This window comes from Marinobacter suaedae (assembly GCF_030519635.1).
GTDB classification, from domain to species: Bacteria; Pseudomonadota; Gammaproteobacteria; order Pseudomonadales; family Oleiphilaceae; genus Marinobacter; species Marinobacter suaedae.
Map to the genome: position 1 here is coordinate 882,474 of NZ_JAUMIS010000001.1, position 15,537 is coordinate 898,010.

13 protein-coding genes and 1 tRNA gene are annotated in these 15,537 nt (G+C 57.3%); 2 read left to right on the forward strand and 12 right to left on the reverse strand.

Annotated features, from left to right (window positions below; all coding sequences use genetic code 11):
- Positions 1-69: 69 nt before the first annotated feature.
- Both QVZ43_RS04070 and QVZ43_RS04075 read left to right on the forward strand, forming a co-directional pair.
- Positions 70-1,938 carry an Lnb N-terminal periplasmic domain-containing protein gene (locus tag QVZ43_RS04070; protein WP_302908971.1) on the forward strand — a complete coding sequence of 623 codons (1,869 nt, stop codon included), beginning with the start codon at positions 70-72 and terminating at the stop codon, positions 1,936-1,938.
- Positions 1,908-2,834: an alpha/beta hydrolase gene (locus QVZ43_RS04075; RefSeq protein WP_302908972.1), complete on the forward strand. Its 927-nt coding sequence runs from the start codon at positions 1,908-1,910 to the stop codon at positions 2,832-2,834. Before QVZ43_RS04070 ends, QVZ43_RS04075 begins: the two co-directional genes overlap by 31 nt.
- Before the next feature lie 52 nt (positions 2,835-2,886).
- Here QVZ43_RS04075 and pnp read toward each other — a convergent pair whose 3' ends face one another.
- From pnp to folP, 12 genes are all read right to left on the reverse strand, one after another.
- Positions 2,887-5,007 (reverse strand): polyribonucleotide nucleotidyltransferase, encoded by a 2,121-nt coding sequence (gene pnp / locus QVZ43_RS04080; RefSeq protein ID WP_302909642.1) that lies wholly within the window; start codon positions 5,005-5,007, stop codon positions 2,887-2,889.
- A 349-nt stretch (positions 5,008-5,356) separates the two neighbouring features.
- The gene (gene rpsO, locus QVZ43_RS04085; protein WP_223794529.1) at positions 5,357-5,626 is read right to left on the reverse strand and encodes a 30S ribosomal protein S15; all 270 of its coding nucleotides are present in this window, start codon (positions 5,624-5,626) and stop codon (positions 5,357-5,359) included.
- Positions 5,627-5,703: 77 nt separating this feature from the next.
- Positions 5,704-6,633: a tRNA pseudouridine(55) synthase TruB gene (truB, locus tag QVZ43_RS04090; RefSeq protein ID WP_223794530.1), complete on the reverse strand. Its 930-nt coding sequence runs from the start codon at positions 6,631-6,633 to the stop codon at positions 5,704-5,706.
- Entirely contained in the window at positions 6,630-7,052 is a 423-nt protein-coding gene (rbfA, locus tag QVZ43_RS04095; protein WP_223794531.1) for a 30S ribosome-binding factor RbfA, read from the reverse strand. The genes truB and rbfA overlap by 4 nt, the downstream gene beginning before the upstream one ends.
- A complete protein-coding gene (gene infB, locus QVZ43_RS04100; protein WP_302908973.1) occupies positions 7,052-9,583 on the reverse strand; it encodes a translation initiation factor IF-2 in 2,532 nt (843 codons plus the stop codon). Before infB ends, rbfA begins: the two co-directional genes overlap by 1 nt.
- Positions 9,584-9,601: 18 nt before the next feature.
- Positions 9,602-11,095 (reverse strand): transcription termination factor NusA, encoded by a 1,494-nt coding sequence (gene nusA / locus QVZ43_RS04105; RefSeq protein ID WP_302908974.1) that lies wholly within the window; start codon positions 11,093-11,095, stop codon positions 9,602-9,604.
- A gap of 57 nt (positions 11,096-11,152) precedes the next feature.
- The gene (gene rimP, locus QVZ43_RS04110) at positions 11,153-11,614 is read right to left on the reverse strand and encodes a ribosome maturation factor RimP (protein WP_223794534.1); all 462 of its coding nucleotides are present in this window, start codon (positions 11,612-11,614) and stop codon (positions 11,153-11,155) included.
- Positions 11,615-11,934: 320 nt separating this feature from the next.
- Positions 11,935-12,019, reverse strand: a tRNA-Leu gene (locus QVZ43_RS04115).
- Positions 12,020-12,026: 7 nt separating this feature from the next.
- Complete coding sequence (secG, locus tag QVZ43_RS04120; RefSeq protein WP_302908975.1) at positions 12,027-12,410, reverse strand: preprotein translocase subunit SecG; 384 nt, start codon at positions 12,408-12,410, stop codon at positions 12,027-12,029.
- Between the two features lie 16 nt (positions 12,411-12,426).
- Complete coding sequence (gene tpiA / locus QVZ43_RS04125; RefSeq protein ID WP_223794536.1) at positions 12,427-13,191, reverse strand: triose-phosphate isomerase; 765 nt, start codon at positions 13,189-13,191, stop codon at positions 12,427-12,429.
- A gap of 75 nt (positions 13,192-13,266) precedes the next feature.
- Positions 13,267-14,610, reverse strand: coding sequence for a phosphoglucosamine mutase (gene glmM / locus QVZ43_RS04130; protein WP_302908976.1), 1,344 nt, complete (start codon positions 14,608-14,610; stop codon positions 13,267-13,269).
- Complete coding sequence (gene folP, locus QVZ43_RS04135) at positions 14,610-15,440, reverse strand: dihydropteroate synthase (protein ID WP_223794538.1); 831 nt, start codon at positions 15,438-15,440, stop codon at positions 14,610-14,612. The genes glmM and folP overlap by 1 nt, the downstream gene beginning before the upstream one ends.
- Between the last annotated feature and the right edge of the window lie 97 nt (positions 15,441-15,537).

The following is a 15,537-nucleotide window of genomic DNA, read 5'->3' on the forward strand; positions in this document are numbered from 1 at the left end:
GCCCGAGCGCCACGGATGGCAAAGCCTTTCTGTATTCCATCACGCTAAAATCCGGAAGTATTAAAACCCATGGGCAATCTGTTCCGCCTGGGGCTTGTAGTGTGCTGGCTGGCTCAGTTCCCGCTTGCACAGGCCCAATCGACACTTGCTGATAGCAACAAGCTGTATCTGGACCCTGCGTGGCTGACGCTGGGTCACTACCACCCCGACAAATTTGGCGGCGGCTATACGAGCCAGGCGGACGATCCGGCCTTTTTTCTGAGCGAACAGGGGAAACACTCCCCGGAATCAGAGTTAACTGCCACACTGGACGCCATCCAGCAACCCGGTAATGGCGATGGTCATGCCCAATGCCGGTTCCCGGCCCGCACCACCTGGCTGGCAGACACGCTCGATCTCTCCTTGCCTCGGGTTACCTGCCCGGCCTATCGGGAATGGGCTAACGAACTCAATACCGCGAGTGTGACACTGGTATTTGCGGCCTCCTACCTGAACAGCCCCTCGTCCATGTTCGGCCACACCTTCCTGCGCCTCGATCCCCCAAGCACGGACGCCACCACCAATCTGTTGCTGGCAAGCACCATCTCCTATGCGGCCGATGCCGCCGCCCACGACAGTGAACTCCTGTTTGCCTACAAGGGCATCTTTGGCGGGTATCCGGGGATTACCAGCGTTCAGCCCTACTACGAGAAGATTCGCCTGTATTCCGATATCGAACATCGAGACTTGTGGGAATATCGGCTCAATCTGTCGGAAACTGAGGTGGATCAGTTGCTGGCACACGCCTGGGAAATTCAGGATCGCAACTTCGATTACTACTTCTTCGATGAGAACTGTGCTTATCGTTTGTTAGCCCTTATCGATGTAGCGCGGCCGGGCACCCGGTTGTTGGGCGAAGTATCCACACACGCGATTCCATCCGATACCGTGCGATGGGTGCTGGACAAGGATCTGGTCCGCGATATTCACTACCGCCCCTCGGCCGCTACCGAAGTGGCTTACAGTCTGAACATACTGCCCGAGGCACATCAGGACCTGGCCGCTGCCATTGCCACTGGCGACATCAGCGCGGAATCCGAAGAGCTTGCGGGACTGTCTGATGAAGAACGGGCCCGACTCCTGGATGCCACCTACGATTACGTGCGCTACCAGAGCGAAGCGGAAGACTGGCCCCGGGACTATGCGGCGCCCCTGTCCCACCAACTCCTGAAAGAGCGCAGCAAGGTGGATGACGCAGTGGCATTACCCTCGCCGCCCCAGCCTGCTGTAAGGGATGACGAGGGCCACAACACCTTTCGCGCCAGCCTGGGCGCTGGACAGATCGACCATCGCGAGTTTATCCGCCTTAGCCTGCGCCCTGCCTATCACGACCTCCTTGACCCTCCGGCAGGTTATCGGGAAGGTGCGCAACTCCAGTTTCTAGGATTGGATACCCGCTACTACACTGATAATGATGAATGGCAGGTTGAGGAATTAATCGGCGTCGAAATCCGATCCCTCAGCCCCAGGGATGCGTTTTTCGAACCGCTTTCCTGGCAGGTTGGGTTCGGTGGGCGCCGTACTGACACCGGCAGTAAGCGAGTATTTACTGCCTACCTGGATGGTGGGGCCGGTGGAAGCTGGAAACTTGAGGACCATCTGCAAGCTTTTGCTCTGGCCACCGCCGACCTTGAGGTGGACGACGACCTTCGCCGTGGTTATGACGTCGCACCCGGGGTTGACGTGGGCCTGCTGTACCAGGCGCCTCGCCTGAGCCTGCTCGCGGGCCTGAAGACAAAGGCGTGGATTGTCAGTGACCAGCATCGCCAGGATCAGGCCTACGCCAGGGCCGGCTGGCATTTCCAAAGGGGTCTGAGCCTGTACACCGAATTGACCCGGGAAGACCACTACGACAGGTACCAGAGCATATGGCAAGCCGGCGTTCACGCATACTTCTGATGGTTCGGGAGGCAACCCTGAAAACCTGGCTTGCCGTGGTTCTGGCCGGCCTGGGACTGATGACGGGTTGCAGTAGTGCATTTTTCTACCCCGACGACATCACCTACGTCACACCGGGACGCCTTAACCTGACCTACGAGGACGTTTATCTGGACACCCGTGACAGGGAAACCCTGCATGGCTGGTGGCTACCCGCAGAACCCTCTGAGGCACCTCCCAAAGGCACTGTGTATTTTCTCCATGGCAATGCCCAGAATATCAGCAGCCACATCCTGAACGTGTCCTGGTTGCCGGAGCAGGGCTATAACGTCTTTGCCCTGGATTATCGGGGCTATGGTAAGTCAACGGGTGCACCAGACATTGAAGGCGCCCTGCACGACGCAGAAACCGGCCTGAACTGGCTGAACACACGGGACGAAGTCCGCACAGGACCTCTTTTCCTGCTGGGCCAGAGCCTTGGCGGAGCGCTGGGGGTCGCACTGGCGAGTGAATGGATCAAGCGAGGCAAAGAGCCGGGCATCGACGGGGTGATCATCGACGGCGCATTTTCCGGGTTTCGCGGTATCGCAAGGGAAAAACTCAGCAGCTTCTGGCTGACCTGGCCACTTCAAATTCCCCTGAGCTGGACCATTCCGGACGATTACGAAGGCGTGGACCGAGTCAGGGATATCAGCCCGGTTCCCCTGCTGGTGATTCACAGCCTTCGGGATGAGGTGATCCCGTTCCATCATGGCAAGGCGCTTTTCGAAGCAGCAGCCCAGCCCAAACGACTGATCGCTACCGACACCCCGCACGCTGCGACGTTCATTCTTCCTGAACATCGGATCACCGCGCTGAGCTTTTTCGACGAGGCCGGCGCCGAGCAAACCCAGGTATCCGCCGCTCAGGAGCCATAAAAAAACCCGCATCTCCCTGAGGAGTGCGGGTTTTTCCTTCAGCCGCCAGCTATCAGGCGGAGAAGTCGGTCGGCTGCTCGCCTTCCTTCACTTCTTTCATGGACAGCTTGACGCGACCGCGGTTGTCCACATCCAGCACCTTAACCAGAACTTCCTGGCCTTCGCTCAGCTCGTCAGTCACGTTCTCGATGCGACGGTCAGAGATCTGGGAAATGTGCACCAGACCATCCTTGCCAGGCAGGATGTTAACGAAGGCACCGAAGTCCACAATGCGCTCAACGCGACCACTGTAGATGGCACCCACTTCGATTTCAGCGGTGATTTCAGTAACCCGCTTGACCGCGGCCTGGGCAGAAGCCTGGTCGTCGGCGTAGATTTTCACATTTCCGTCATCGTCCAGATCGATGGAAGCACCGGTCTCTTCACAGATAGCACGGATGGTGGCCCCACCCTTGCCGATCACGTCGCGGATCTTGTCCGGGTTGATCTTGATAGCGGTAATGCTCGGTGCACGGTCAGACAGTTCCGGACGGGACTCGGCAATAACCTTGTTCATCTCTCCCAGGATGTGCAGACGCGCTTCGTGAGCCTGCTCCAGAGCGATTTCCATGATCTCGTCGGTGATACCGTTGATCTTGATATCCATCTGCAGTGCGGTCACACCATCTTTGGTACCGGCTACTTTGAAGTCCATGTCGCCCAGGTGATCTTCGTCACCCAGGATATCGGTCAGAACCGCGAACTTATCGCCTTCCTTGACCAGACCCATGGCGATACCGGCAACCGGCGCCTTCAGCGGTACACCCGCGTCCATCAGTGCCAGGCTGGAGCCACATACGGAAGCCATGGAGCTGGAACCGTTGGATTCGGTGATCTCGGATACCGCACGGATGGTGTACGGGAACTCGTCGATGGTCGGCATAACGGCCGCAACACCACGCTTGGCCAGACGACCGTGACCGATCTCACGACGGCCCGGGCTGCCCATACGACCGGCTTCACCAACGGAGTACGGAGGGAAGTTGTAGTGGAACAGGAACGGATCCTTACGCTCGCCTTCCAGCGCATCGATGATCTGCATATCACGGGCAGTACCCAGAGTCGCAGTTACGATGGCCTGGGTCTCACCGCGGGTAAACAGGGCAGAACCGTGAGTGCTCGGCAGGACGCCAACTTCGATCTCGATCGGACGAACGGTCTTGTTGTCACGACCATCGATACGCGGCTTGCCGTCAATAACCTGGTTGCGAACAACCGACTTCTCGATCTTGCCGAAGTACTTCTTCACTTCCTCTTCGGACGGCTGGCCTTCTTCTTCCCCGGCCAGTTTCTCAACCGCAGCAGTCTTGATCTCGCCCAGACGCGCATAACGCTCCATCTTGTCACGGATGGTGTAGGCTTCTTCGATCTGGCCAGCAAACTCGCCCTTGATGGCATTCAGCAGTTCGGTATTTTCCTGCTCTGGCTGCCACTCCCAGCGCGGCTTGCCGATTTCAGCAGCAAACTCTTTAATGGCGGTAATGGCAGTCTGCATTTCCTGGTGACCATACAGAACGGCTCCCAGCATCTGGTCTTCGGTCAGGCCCTTGGCTTCGGACTCAACCATAAGAACCGCTTCGTCAGTACCGGCAACAACCATGTCCAGCAGGGAGGTTTCCAGTTCCTCGAAGGTCGGGTTCAGGAAGTAGCCACGCTCGTTGGTGAAGGCAACACGAGCTGCGCCGATCGGGCCGTCAAACGGAATGCCGGAGATAGCCAGAGCCGCGGAGGCAGCCAGCATGGCAGCAATGTCCGGATCCTGGGTCTTGTTGGCAGACATCACGGTCAGGACAACCTGAACTTCGTTCATGTAGCCATTCGGGAACAGAGGACGGATCGGACGATCGATTAGGCGAGAGGTCAGGGTTTCCTTTTCGGAAGGACGACCTTCACGCTTGAAAAAACCACCGGGGATTTTGCCCACGGCGTAGGTCTTCTCGGTGTAGTTAACGGTCAGTGGGAAGAAGCCCTGGCCCGGCTTTGGCTCTTTAGCGCCAACAACGGTGCCCAGTACGGACACATCGTCGATGGAGACCAGAACGGCGCCGGTTGCCTGACGGGCAATACGACCGGTTTCCAGAGTGACGGTCTTGCCACCCAGTTCAAACGTTTTCTTGGTAGGGGTTAGATTCAGGTTCACAAATCGCTCCTGGCAATGTGTTTCCAATTCATTGAACCGATGCCCGCGGGAATCGGTCATGTCGATTGCAGTTCAGTGCCAAGGCATCCAAAAAACACTCTGTCTGAAAGCTAACAGGCTGTTGCAAAACCCCGGAGATTTCTTTGGCGAACACCCGGGCTTTCAACAACCTGCTATCAGTTTCGGCTTTCGGTTACGACAGATGGGCTCCCTCGATGATTGACACGTTCACTGCGGCTTTCTTGAAGAGAAATACACAACCGGCAGAACCCGTGAGGATTCCGCCGGTTGTTCGGGCTCAACGGCGCAAGCCGTCAACGCCCTGAAGGTCAAAAAGACCCTATTAACGACGCAGACCAAGACGCTTGATCAGCTCCAGGTAACGGTCAGCGTTCTTACGCTTCAGGTAGTCCAGCAGCTTACGACGCTGGTTTACCATGCGAATCAGGCCACGGCGGGAATGGTGATCCTGCTTGTTGGCCTTGAAGTGATCCTGCAGCTTGTTGATGTTGGCGCTCAGCAGAGCTACCTGAACTTCAGGAGAGCCGGTATCGCCATCACCTTGCTGATAATCCTTTACGATCTGAGCTTTCTCTTCGGCAGAAAGAGCCATAATTCACCTCATTGTTTGCGGTGCTTTCGAATACAGCCGAACCGCGCACCTCTACAGCCCGGCTACTTCAGCGGACGTTAAAATTTCCCGCTATTCTTTACCAGCCGACGGGGCGCTAACTCACACTCCTCGCCGTCCGGCAATGCTTCGGCCACCCCCAGAAAACGGTCGGCACCATACAAGCGCACATACCCGCTCAGGGATGAGCCCGGTATTCTAACTGGTTGTCCGTTCAATATCGACACTGATGCCGGTTCCGGCAAGCGAACCTCCGGAAACATGGCCAGCGCCGAATCTGGCGGCAACAAAAGACCATCCAGACTCTCTCCCTCAGCCCGGAGGTTCTCAAGCTGCTGGATTTCATGAGCATTTTCCAGGGTATAACCCGATGCCATGGTTCTCCGCAGCGCGGTAACGTGAGCACCACAGCCCAGCGCCTCGCCGATATCCTCGACGAGTGAGCGAATGTACGTACCTTTCGTACAGGTCACCGCCAGATCCAGCTCATTGTCGCGAACAGCCAATAGCCTCAATTCATAAATCGTTACGGGTCGCGCGGGCCGTTCGATCTCAATACCCTCCCGGGCATACTCGTACAGGGGACGACCTTTGTGCTTGAGAGCGGAATACATCGACGGCACCTGCTCAATAGCGCCCCGAAAACGATCAAGTATCGGCTCAAGGACTTCTGGCGTCAGACCAGACGGCACCGGCTTTTCCTCAACCACAGCGCCTTCACTGTCGCCCGTTTCCGTACTTACGCCCAGATGGGCGGTGGTGATGTAGGCCTTGTCACTGTCCAGCATCAACTGCGAAAACTTGGTAGCTTCGCCAAAGCACAGCGGCAACACACCCGTGGCCAGAGGATCGAGAGCGCCTGTGTGCCCTGCCTTGGCAGCACCCATCAAACGCTTGACCTGTTGGAGAATACCGTTGGAGGTGACGCCCTGCGGCTTGTCGATCACCAGAATTCCGTTGACATCACGACCTTTGCGTCTTCGGCTCAATCGCTCGACTCCGGATCTTTCGGGTCACTGTTATCCCGCTTGACCGCAGGTTCGTCGCCGACCGCTTTGCGGATCAGGGAATCGAGCCGTCGGCTGTAACCTTGCAGGGTATCAAAATGGAAGCGCAGTTGCGGGACAACCCGCAACTTCATGGCGCGGCCAACCTGACCCCGCAGGAACCCGGCCGCCTTGTTTAAGACGGCGATGGATTCCTTCACTTCCGGGGAGTTCTCTGACAACTCCTCGGCCGACAGCAGCGAGATATAGACATCCGCATAGCCAAGGTCACGGCTGACCTTTACGGCATTCACGGTGACCATGCCTACCCGCGGATCTTTAACTTCCCGCTGGATCAGCGTGGCCAACTCCCGCTGCATCTGATCGCCGATGCGATCTACACGACTGAATTCGCGTGCCATCAAGCCCCCGAAGATTTGAGCTCACGCTCTACCCTGACGCGATCGAAGACCTCGATCTGGTCACCGACTTTCACATCGTAACCCTTAACGCCAATACCACACTCCATGCCATTACGGACTTCCGGCACGTCATCCTTGAAGCGACGCAGGGATTCCAGCTCACCCTCAAAGATAACCACGTTGTCCCGCAGTACACGGATCGGCTTGTTCCGGTAGACGGTCCCCTCAGTCACCATACAGCCAGCCACCTGGCCAAACTTCGGCGAACGGAACACGTCACGAACGTCGGCGATACCAACGATGTCTTCGCGGAATTCCGGCGCCAGCATGCCAGTCAGCGCTGCTTTCACATCATCGATCAGGTTGTAGATGATGCTGTAGTAACGCAAATCCAGGCCTTCCTGCTCTACCAGACGCTTGGCCGCAGTATCCGCCCGCACGTTGAAGCCGAAAATGACCGCACTGGATGCCATTGCCAGGGACACATCGGTCTCGGCGATACCGCCCACGCCGGAAGACACGATCTTGACCTGCACTTCGTCATTGCCCAGATCCTGCAAGGCCTTGCTGATTGCTTCCAGAGAACCACGCACATCGGTCTTGAGCACAACGTTGAGAGTCTTGACCTCATCCTTGCCCATGTTCTCGAACAGGTTCTCCAGCTTCGCTGCCTGCTGGCGCTGCAATCGCTGCTCACGCTCACGGGACTGACGGAATTCGGCCAGTTCTTTGGCCTTCTTCTCGTCAACAACCGCCAGGAACTCATCGCCGGCGTCCGGGGTACCGTTCAGGCCCAGGATTTCGACCGGAATAGCCGGTCCGGCTTCTTTAACCTGCTTTCCAGCTTCGTCGGTCATCGCCCGGACTTTACCGAAGTAAGGACCGGCAACAACCATGTCACCCTGGCGCAAGGTGCCGTTCTGCACCAGCACAGTGGCAACGGAACCACGGCCACGCTCAAGACTGGATTCAACCACAACGCCCTTGGCCGGGGCGTCCGGAGACGCCTCAAGCTCCAGCATTTCTGACTGAAGGATCAGCGCTTCGAGCAGATCATCAATACCGGCGCCAGTGTGCGCAGACACCGGAACGAACTGAACGTCACCGCCCCAGTCTTCCGGAATGACTTCCATACTCGCCAGTTCGTTCTTCACGCGGTCAGGATCGGCTTCTTCCTTGTCCATCTTGTTGATGGCAACAACGATAGGCACACCGGCAGAACGAGCGTGATCCACCGCTTCCTTGGTCTGCGGCATGACGCCGTCATCCGCCGCGACAACCAGAACCACGATATCGGTGCACTGAGCACCACGCGCCCGCATGGCGGTGAACGCCGCGTGGCCCGGAGTATCCAGGAAAGAAACCATACCGTGATCGGTTTCTACGTGGTAAGCACCGATGTGCTGGGTAATGCCGCCGGATTCGCCGGAAGCGACCTTGGTGCGACGAATGTAGTCAAGCAGCGAGGTCTTACCATGGTCAACGTGACCCATGACACTGACCACCGGCGCTCGTTTAATCGTCTCCTTGCCTTCAACAGCAAGCTCGCTGAGCACTTCTTCTTCGTATGCATCTTCGCTGACGAGCTTGGCCTTGTGGCCCAGCTCCTCAGTTACCAGAACCGCAGTTTCCTGGTCCAGTGCTTGGTTGATGGTAGCCATCACACCCATTCCCATGAGTGTCTTGATGACATCCGCCGCCTTTACGGCCATGCGCTGGGCAAGGTCACCGACGGTAATTGTTTCTGGAATTTCAACTTCTCTGACCATAGGCTTGGTCGGCTTTTCGAAGCCGTGACGCTTATCTTTGGGTTTCTTTTTCGCCCGCAGCGGTTTACGAAGGGTGGAAGATTCTTCGTCCTCTGAAATGACCAGAGGTTCCTCCACCGGACGGCTGCGCGGCCCACGATGGCCAGCCGACTTCTTCTTCGGCTTGCCTTCGTCCATGTCGTCCCCGCGTTCACGGCCTTTTTCTTTTTTCTTCTTGCTGTGCTTGCGATCCTTGCCCTCATCCTCGGGCGGCGGCATCGGAATCTCTGAGGGTTCCGGCACCTGCTCCGCTTCTTCGGTCGGGGCGGGTTCTTGCTCTACTTCAGGCTCTGCCTTGGCTTCAACCGTTGGCTCAGCCTGTGTCTTTTCGGTTTCCTGCACCTGCTCGGCAGCGGCCTTCGGTGCTTGCTCTACCACCGCCTCTTCAGGCACCTGAGCCTGTGCTTCCGGCGTCTCTGCTTCGGGCTGGAGCTCTGCTCGCTTGATATACGTCCGGCGCTTGCGCACCTCTACGTTGACGGTCTTGGTCTTGCCCGCCTTCAGAGTAGTCGTTGTTTTACGCTTAAGCGTAATTTTGCGCGGCTCGGCTTCAGCCTCACCGTGAGTTTTTCTCAAGTAGGCCAGCAACTGCTGCTTCTCGTCACTGGTCACAGAATCGGTTTCAGCGCGAGCCTTGAGACCCGCCTCAACAATCTGCTTCAGCAGACGATCCACGGGAGCGCCTATATCATCGGCCAGTTGTTTAACCGTTACTTCTGCCATACTGGTCCTCCTCCCGAATTAAGCCTGGTCTTCAAACCAGGGGGCACGTGCGGTCATGATCAACTGCCCGGCACGCTCTTCATCCATACCTTCGATCTCAAGCAGGTCGTCAACAGACTGTTCTGCCAGATCCTCCATGGTGCGCACACCCTTGCCCGCCAGCTTGAACGCCAGGGCACGGTCCATGCCATCCATTTCCAACAAATCTTCGGCCGGCTCTGCGCCTTCAAGCGCTTCTTCGCTGGCCAGTGCCTGGTTCAGCAGCACATCCTTGGCGCGACGACGGAGTTCCGTGACGGTCTCCTCATCGAAGCCCTCGATGGCCAGCATTTCCTCCATGGGCACATAGGCCACCTCTTCAATGGAGGTGAAGCCTTCTTCGATCAGCACACCGGCGAACTCATCATCCACATCCAGATTGGAAGTGAAGTGCTCAACCAGACGGCTGTATTCCTGCTCCTGACGTTCGCCCGCTTCTTCTTCGGTCATGACGTTCAGGGTCCAGCCGGTCAGATCAGTGGCCAGACGCACGTTCTGGCCGTTTCGACCGATGGCCTGTGCCAGATTGTCTTCTGCCACAGCGACGTCCATGGTGTTGCGATCCTCATCCATCACGATGGACGCGACCTCTGCGGGCGCCATGGCGTTGATCACCAGTTGTGCCGGATTGTCATCCCACAGAACGATGTCCACACGCTCGCCACCCAGCTCGTTAGATACGGCTTGGACGCGGGAACCGCGCATACCGACGCAGGCACCAACAGGATCTATGCGACGGTCGTTCGTCTTTACAGCAATTTTCGCACGGGAACCCGGATCACGGGCCGCGCCACGAATCTCAATCAACTCTTCCGCAATTTCAGGCACTTCGATGCGGAACAACTCGATCAGCATCTGTGGGGCCGTGCGGCTCAGGATCAACTGAGGGCCACGGTGATCCGTGCGGATTTCCAGCAGCAACGCACGCACACGGTCACCCATGCGGAACGTTTCCCGCGGAATCAGGTGTTCACGGGGCAGCAACGCTTCGGCATTGGCTCCCAGATCGACAATGACATTGTCCCGCGTCACTTTCTTCACGGTGCCGGAAACCAGCTCACCAATACGGTCACGGTAGCTGTCGACAATTTTGGTGCGCTCAGCTTCACGGACCTTCTGGAAAATAATCTGCTTGGCCGCCTGGGCGCCGATCCGGCCAAAGGCGACAGACTCGATTTTTTCCTCGTGGATATCACCCGGCTGCAGTGCCGTGTCAATTTCTTCGGCTTCCTGCAGCGTGAGCTCGGTGCCCAGTGCGGGAACCGCGTCATTGTCCACCACCAGCCAGCGGCGGAAGGTTTCGTATTCACCGGTGCGACGATCAATGGCAACCCGAATATCCGCTTCCTCGTCCTCGTACCGCTTTTTAGCAGCAGTGGCGAGCGCGAGCTCGATCGCTTCAAAAATCACATCCTTCTCGACACCTTTTTCGTTCGAGACGGATTCAACAACCAGCAAGATCTCTTTACTCATTGGATTGCCCTGCCCTCTAGATAAACCGTACGTCTAACAAATTCTTTTCGTTGGAATTCACTCAAATACCGGAACGATATTCGCACGTTCGATGCTTTCGAACGGCAACAGGTATTCGTGGTCATCCACCACGATCACCACGTCCTCGCCTTCGACCCCCTTGATGAGCCCCAGGAATTTCCGGCGACCCTCAAAAGCCATGCGCAACCGGAGCTCCACCTTATGCCCTACATAGGCCTGATATTGCTCAAGGCGGAATAGTGGCCGGTCCATTCCCGGAGAAGACACCTCAAGGGTGTACTCGGTCTGGATGGGATCTTCCACATCCATGACACCGCTGATCTGGCGGCTGACTTTTTCGCAATCTTCAACAGAAATGCCACTCTCGACATTGTCAATAAAGACGCGCAGGGTGGAATGACGCCCCTGGGAGCGAAACTCAATACCCCAGTAGTCATACCCCATCCCCTCGACCACAGGTCGCAGGAGTTCTTCGAGTTGTTGCAGCTTGGCTGACACCTTGTGCCTTCTCCGTATTCAGTTTCTGTGCCCCACAAACAAAAAAAGGGCTGTTAATCAGCCCTTTTTATGCATCAGGGCCCGATGCGCCAGGCCCCTTAATCAAAAAGCCCCTTGGTTGGGGCCTTTTGTTGCAAGTACTCACAGGAAGCAAACCGATAAACCACTTCCTGCTGACAGACACCTGGCCTGCCAGAAACCCGAAAGCGTTAAAACGCCCACCGGTTCCAATATCCGCCGGAGTATAGAGACGCCCAACGGACTGGTCAAGGACTGACCAAAAAAAACGGCCTGGATACTCCAAGCCGCCTTTTACTATATGGTGCCCAGGGCCGGACTCGAACCGGCACGGCTTTCGCCACTACCCCCTCAAGATAGCGTGTCTACCAGTTTCACCACCTGGGCAATTCTTTTACTCGAGTTCGGGGAGTCCTGACTCCTCGCCCTCAAGATCAACTTCGACGCCGGACTCGTCTTCCGCAGGCCGGGCCGAAGGAGCGGTTTCGTCAGAAGACTCCTCAACGACCGGAATACCGGCCTCACCGGCTACTTCTGCACGCTGCTTGGCGAACACGGCCAGCGAAAAGCTGGTCACAAAAAACACGATGGCCAGCATGGTGGTCAGACGGGTCAGAAAACTACCACTGCCCTGACTACCAAACACAGTCTGGGATGCACCGCCACCAAATGCCGCACCGGCATCCGCGCCTTTGCCCTGCTGAATCAGCACCAGACCTACCAGCGCGATGGCAATCACTACGTGCACAACGACTACCAGTGTTTCCATCCAGTCCATAATAACTCTCGCGAACTTAGCCTTTGGCACCCGCCGGCATAGCCCGGCAAATGCTTATAAAATCATTTTCAACCAATGACGCCCCACCAATAAGACCGCCATCAATATCCGGCTGGGCGAAAAGCGCGGCAGCATTATCCGCTTTTACACTTCCGCCGTAAAGCACCGACACTGATTCTGCCGGCGCCCCCATATCGGCAAGCACTTTCCGAATTTCGGCATGCATTGCCTGAGCGTCTTCTGCAGTTGCCGTCTTGCCAGTACCGATCGCCCAAACGGGCTCGTAGGCAACCACAATCTGCGACCACTGATCACCGGTCACGGTCGCAAGCCCCTTACGAACCTGACCAGCAACAACATCAACCGCCCGGCCAGCTTCCCGCTGCTCAAGGGTCTCCCCGACACAAACAACTGCGCGAAGCCCGCCCTTCAAGAGCAAAGACACTTTCTCTGCAACCAACTCGTCGGTCTCACCAAACAGTTGGCGCCGTTCAGAGTGGCCGACCAATGCAAACTGACACCCCTGATCCACTGCCATTCCGGCGGATATCTCGCCGGTGTACGCGCCAGATGGCCATTGCCCGATATTCTGGACACCAACACTGAGCTCACCACCGGCTTTGTCAGCAACGTCCCGGACATAGATTGCGGGAGGGATAATAACAACCTCCACACCATTATCAAGAGACGCGACCTCTGAGCGGACCGAGCCAACCAGAGTAGTTACCAGGTCTTTCGACCCGTTCATCTTCCAATTTCCGGCTACGATCTTCCGACGCATGACAGCTCCCAACCCTGAGGGAGGCCGAACTATACAGGACTCCCCCTCTCCAGACAACCGACCAAAATCAGAATTTCAGTCGCAGGATCCTTCGACGACTTTGGCCAGATTACGGGCGACCTGTTCGATCTGCTCGGCGTCCTGCCCCTCGGCCATCACCCGGATTAGCGGCTCGGTTCCCGACGCCCTGAGCAGAATTCGCCCGGCTTCACCCAACTTCGCTTCCGCCTCACGCACTGCAGAAACAATATCTTCGCGGGAAAGGGGATCGAAACGTTCTGCCACGCGCACGTTGATCATGGTCTGAGGGAGCTTGCTCATGCCCTGACGAAGCTCCGACAGCCTCTTACCCGACTTACGGATGGACAAAAGCGCCTGCAGCGCCGAAACAATGCCATCACCCGTGCTGGTGCAGTCGCGAATCACCATATGTCCGGACCCTTCGCCACCGAGCACCCAGTTGCGGGCCGCCAGGCGCTCCATGACGTAACGATCCCCCACCTTGGCGCGCTCGAATTCGATGCCTTGCTCTTTAAGGGCCAATTCAACACCGAGATTGGTCATCAAGGTACCAACCACACCACCTTTGAGGCTGCCCTCAGCAAATCGCTGGGATGCAATGATGTACAGCAACTCATCGCCATCGACCTCAGATCCGTCACTGTCCACCATCAACACCCGGTCACCGTCGCCGTCAAAGGCAATCCCGAGGTCCGCTCCCTTTTCGACAACGAAGTGCTTAAGGGCGTCGAGACTGGTGGACCCCACACTGAGATTGATATTCAGCCCATCGGGCGACGCTCCGATGACCGACACTTTGGCCCCCAACTCCCGGAACACCTTGGGTGCCACGTGATAGGTCGCCCCATGGGCACAATCCAGAACGATGTTCATGCCATCAAGGGTGAACTCATTGGGCACCGTGCTCTTGCAGAACTCCACGTAACGCCCGGGCGCATCTTCAATTCGCGATGCTTTGCCAAGCTCCTCGGAAGGACCCACCACCAAGGGCTTGTCCAGCCACTGCTCGATCTCTGCTTCCAGGCGATCATCCAGTTTCGTACCCAGGGCAGAGAAGAACTTGATTCCGTTGTCGTGATGGGGATTGTGAGAGGCACTGATCACGATGCCGGCAGAGGCTCGAAAGGTGCGGGTAAGATAGGCAATAGCCGGCGTGGGCATCGGCCCCAGAAGCTTCACATCGACCCCGGCCGCTGAAAGACCAGCCTCCAGGGCCGACTCGAACATGTAGCCCGACAACCGGGTGTCCTTGCCAATCAACACACTGTTACGCTGACCAGCCCGCTTGAAGGCCATACCCGCCGCCCAGCCCAGCTTGAGCATGAACTCAGGCGTAATCGGTGATTCACCAACCCGTCCGCGAATCCCATCGGTACCGAAATACTTTCTTTCTGACATTAATGCGCCTCCCTCATCGCCGTGACCACTTTCACGGCATCGACTGTCTCTCTCACATCGTGCACCCGGACGATGCTGACCCCCTTCATGGCGGATATTGTTGCGGCCGCGAGACTGGCCGACAAACGCTCGCCCACCTCACGACCAGTAATGGCGCCGAGCATGGATTTACGGGACATGCCTACCAGCAAAGGATGGCCCAGCAAATGAAACTGCTCCAGAGCTGCCAGAAGCTGAAGGTTGTGATCCAGCGTTTTGCCGAAACCAAATCCAGGGTCCAAAACGATATTCTCCGGCTTCACACCGGCCAACTCAGCCGCCCGGACCCGCTCTGTCAAAAAAGCGCTCACCTCTCGTCGCACATTCCGGTATTCCGGGCGCAGCTGCATGGTGTCCGGCTCCCCCTGAATGTGCATCAAACACACCGGAACGCCGGCCCGGGCAGCAGCGTCAAGCGCACCATCCCGCCGCAAAGCGCGTACATCATTCAACAAGCCCGCCCCGAGGCGCACCGCTTCGGTCATGACCTCGGGGGAACTGGTATCCACCGAGACCACCGCGTCGAGCTCGCTGGCAATCTTTTCGACCACCGGACACACCCGGTCCATCTCTTCCTGAACGGATACCGGGGCGGCACCAGGACGAGTGGACTCACCACCCACGTCGATAAAGCCGGCACCTTCCGACACCATTTGACGGGCCCGCACCAGCGCCGCATCCGGGCGATTGAAACGCCCGCCATCGGAAAACGAATCCGGGGTAACGTTCAACACGCCCATGACATGACACCGGGACATATCCAGAACTCGTCCGGCAAAATTCATTTCCATATAAAGTCCACCCGATCTGATTGCAGAAGCAACAAAAAACAGACGCCGCCCGTTTCCGGGCGGCGCCTATATCCGTGCGCTACTGGATGGTCGGCAG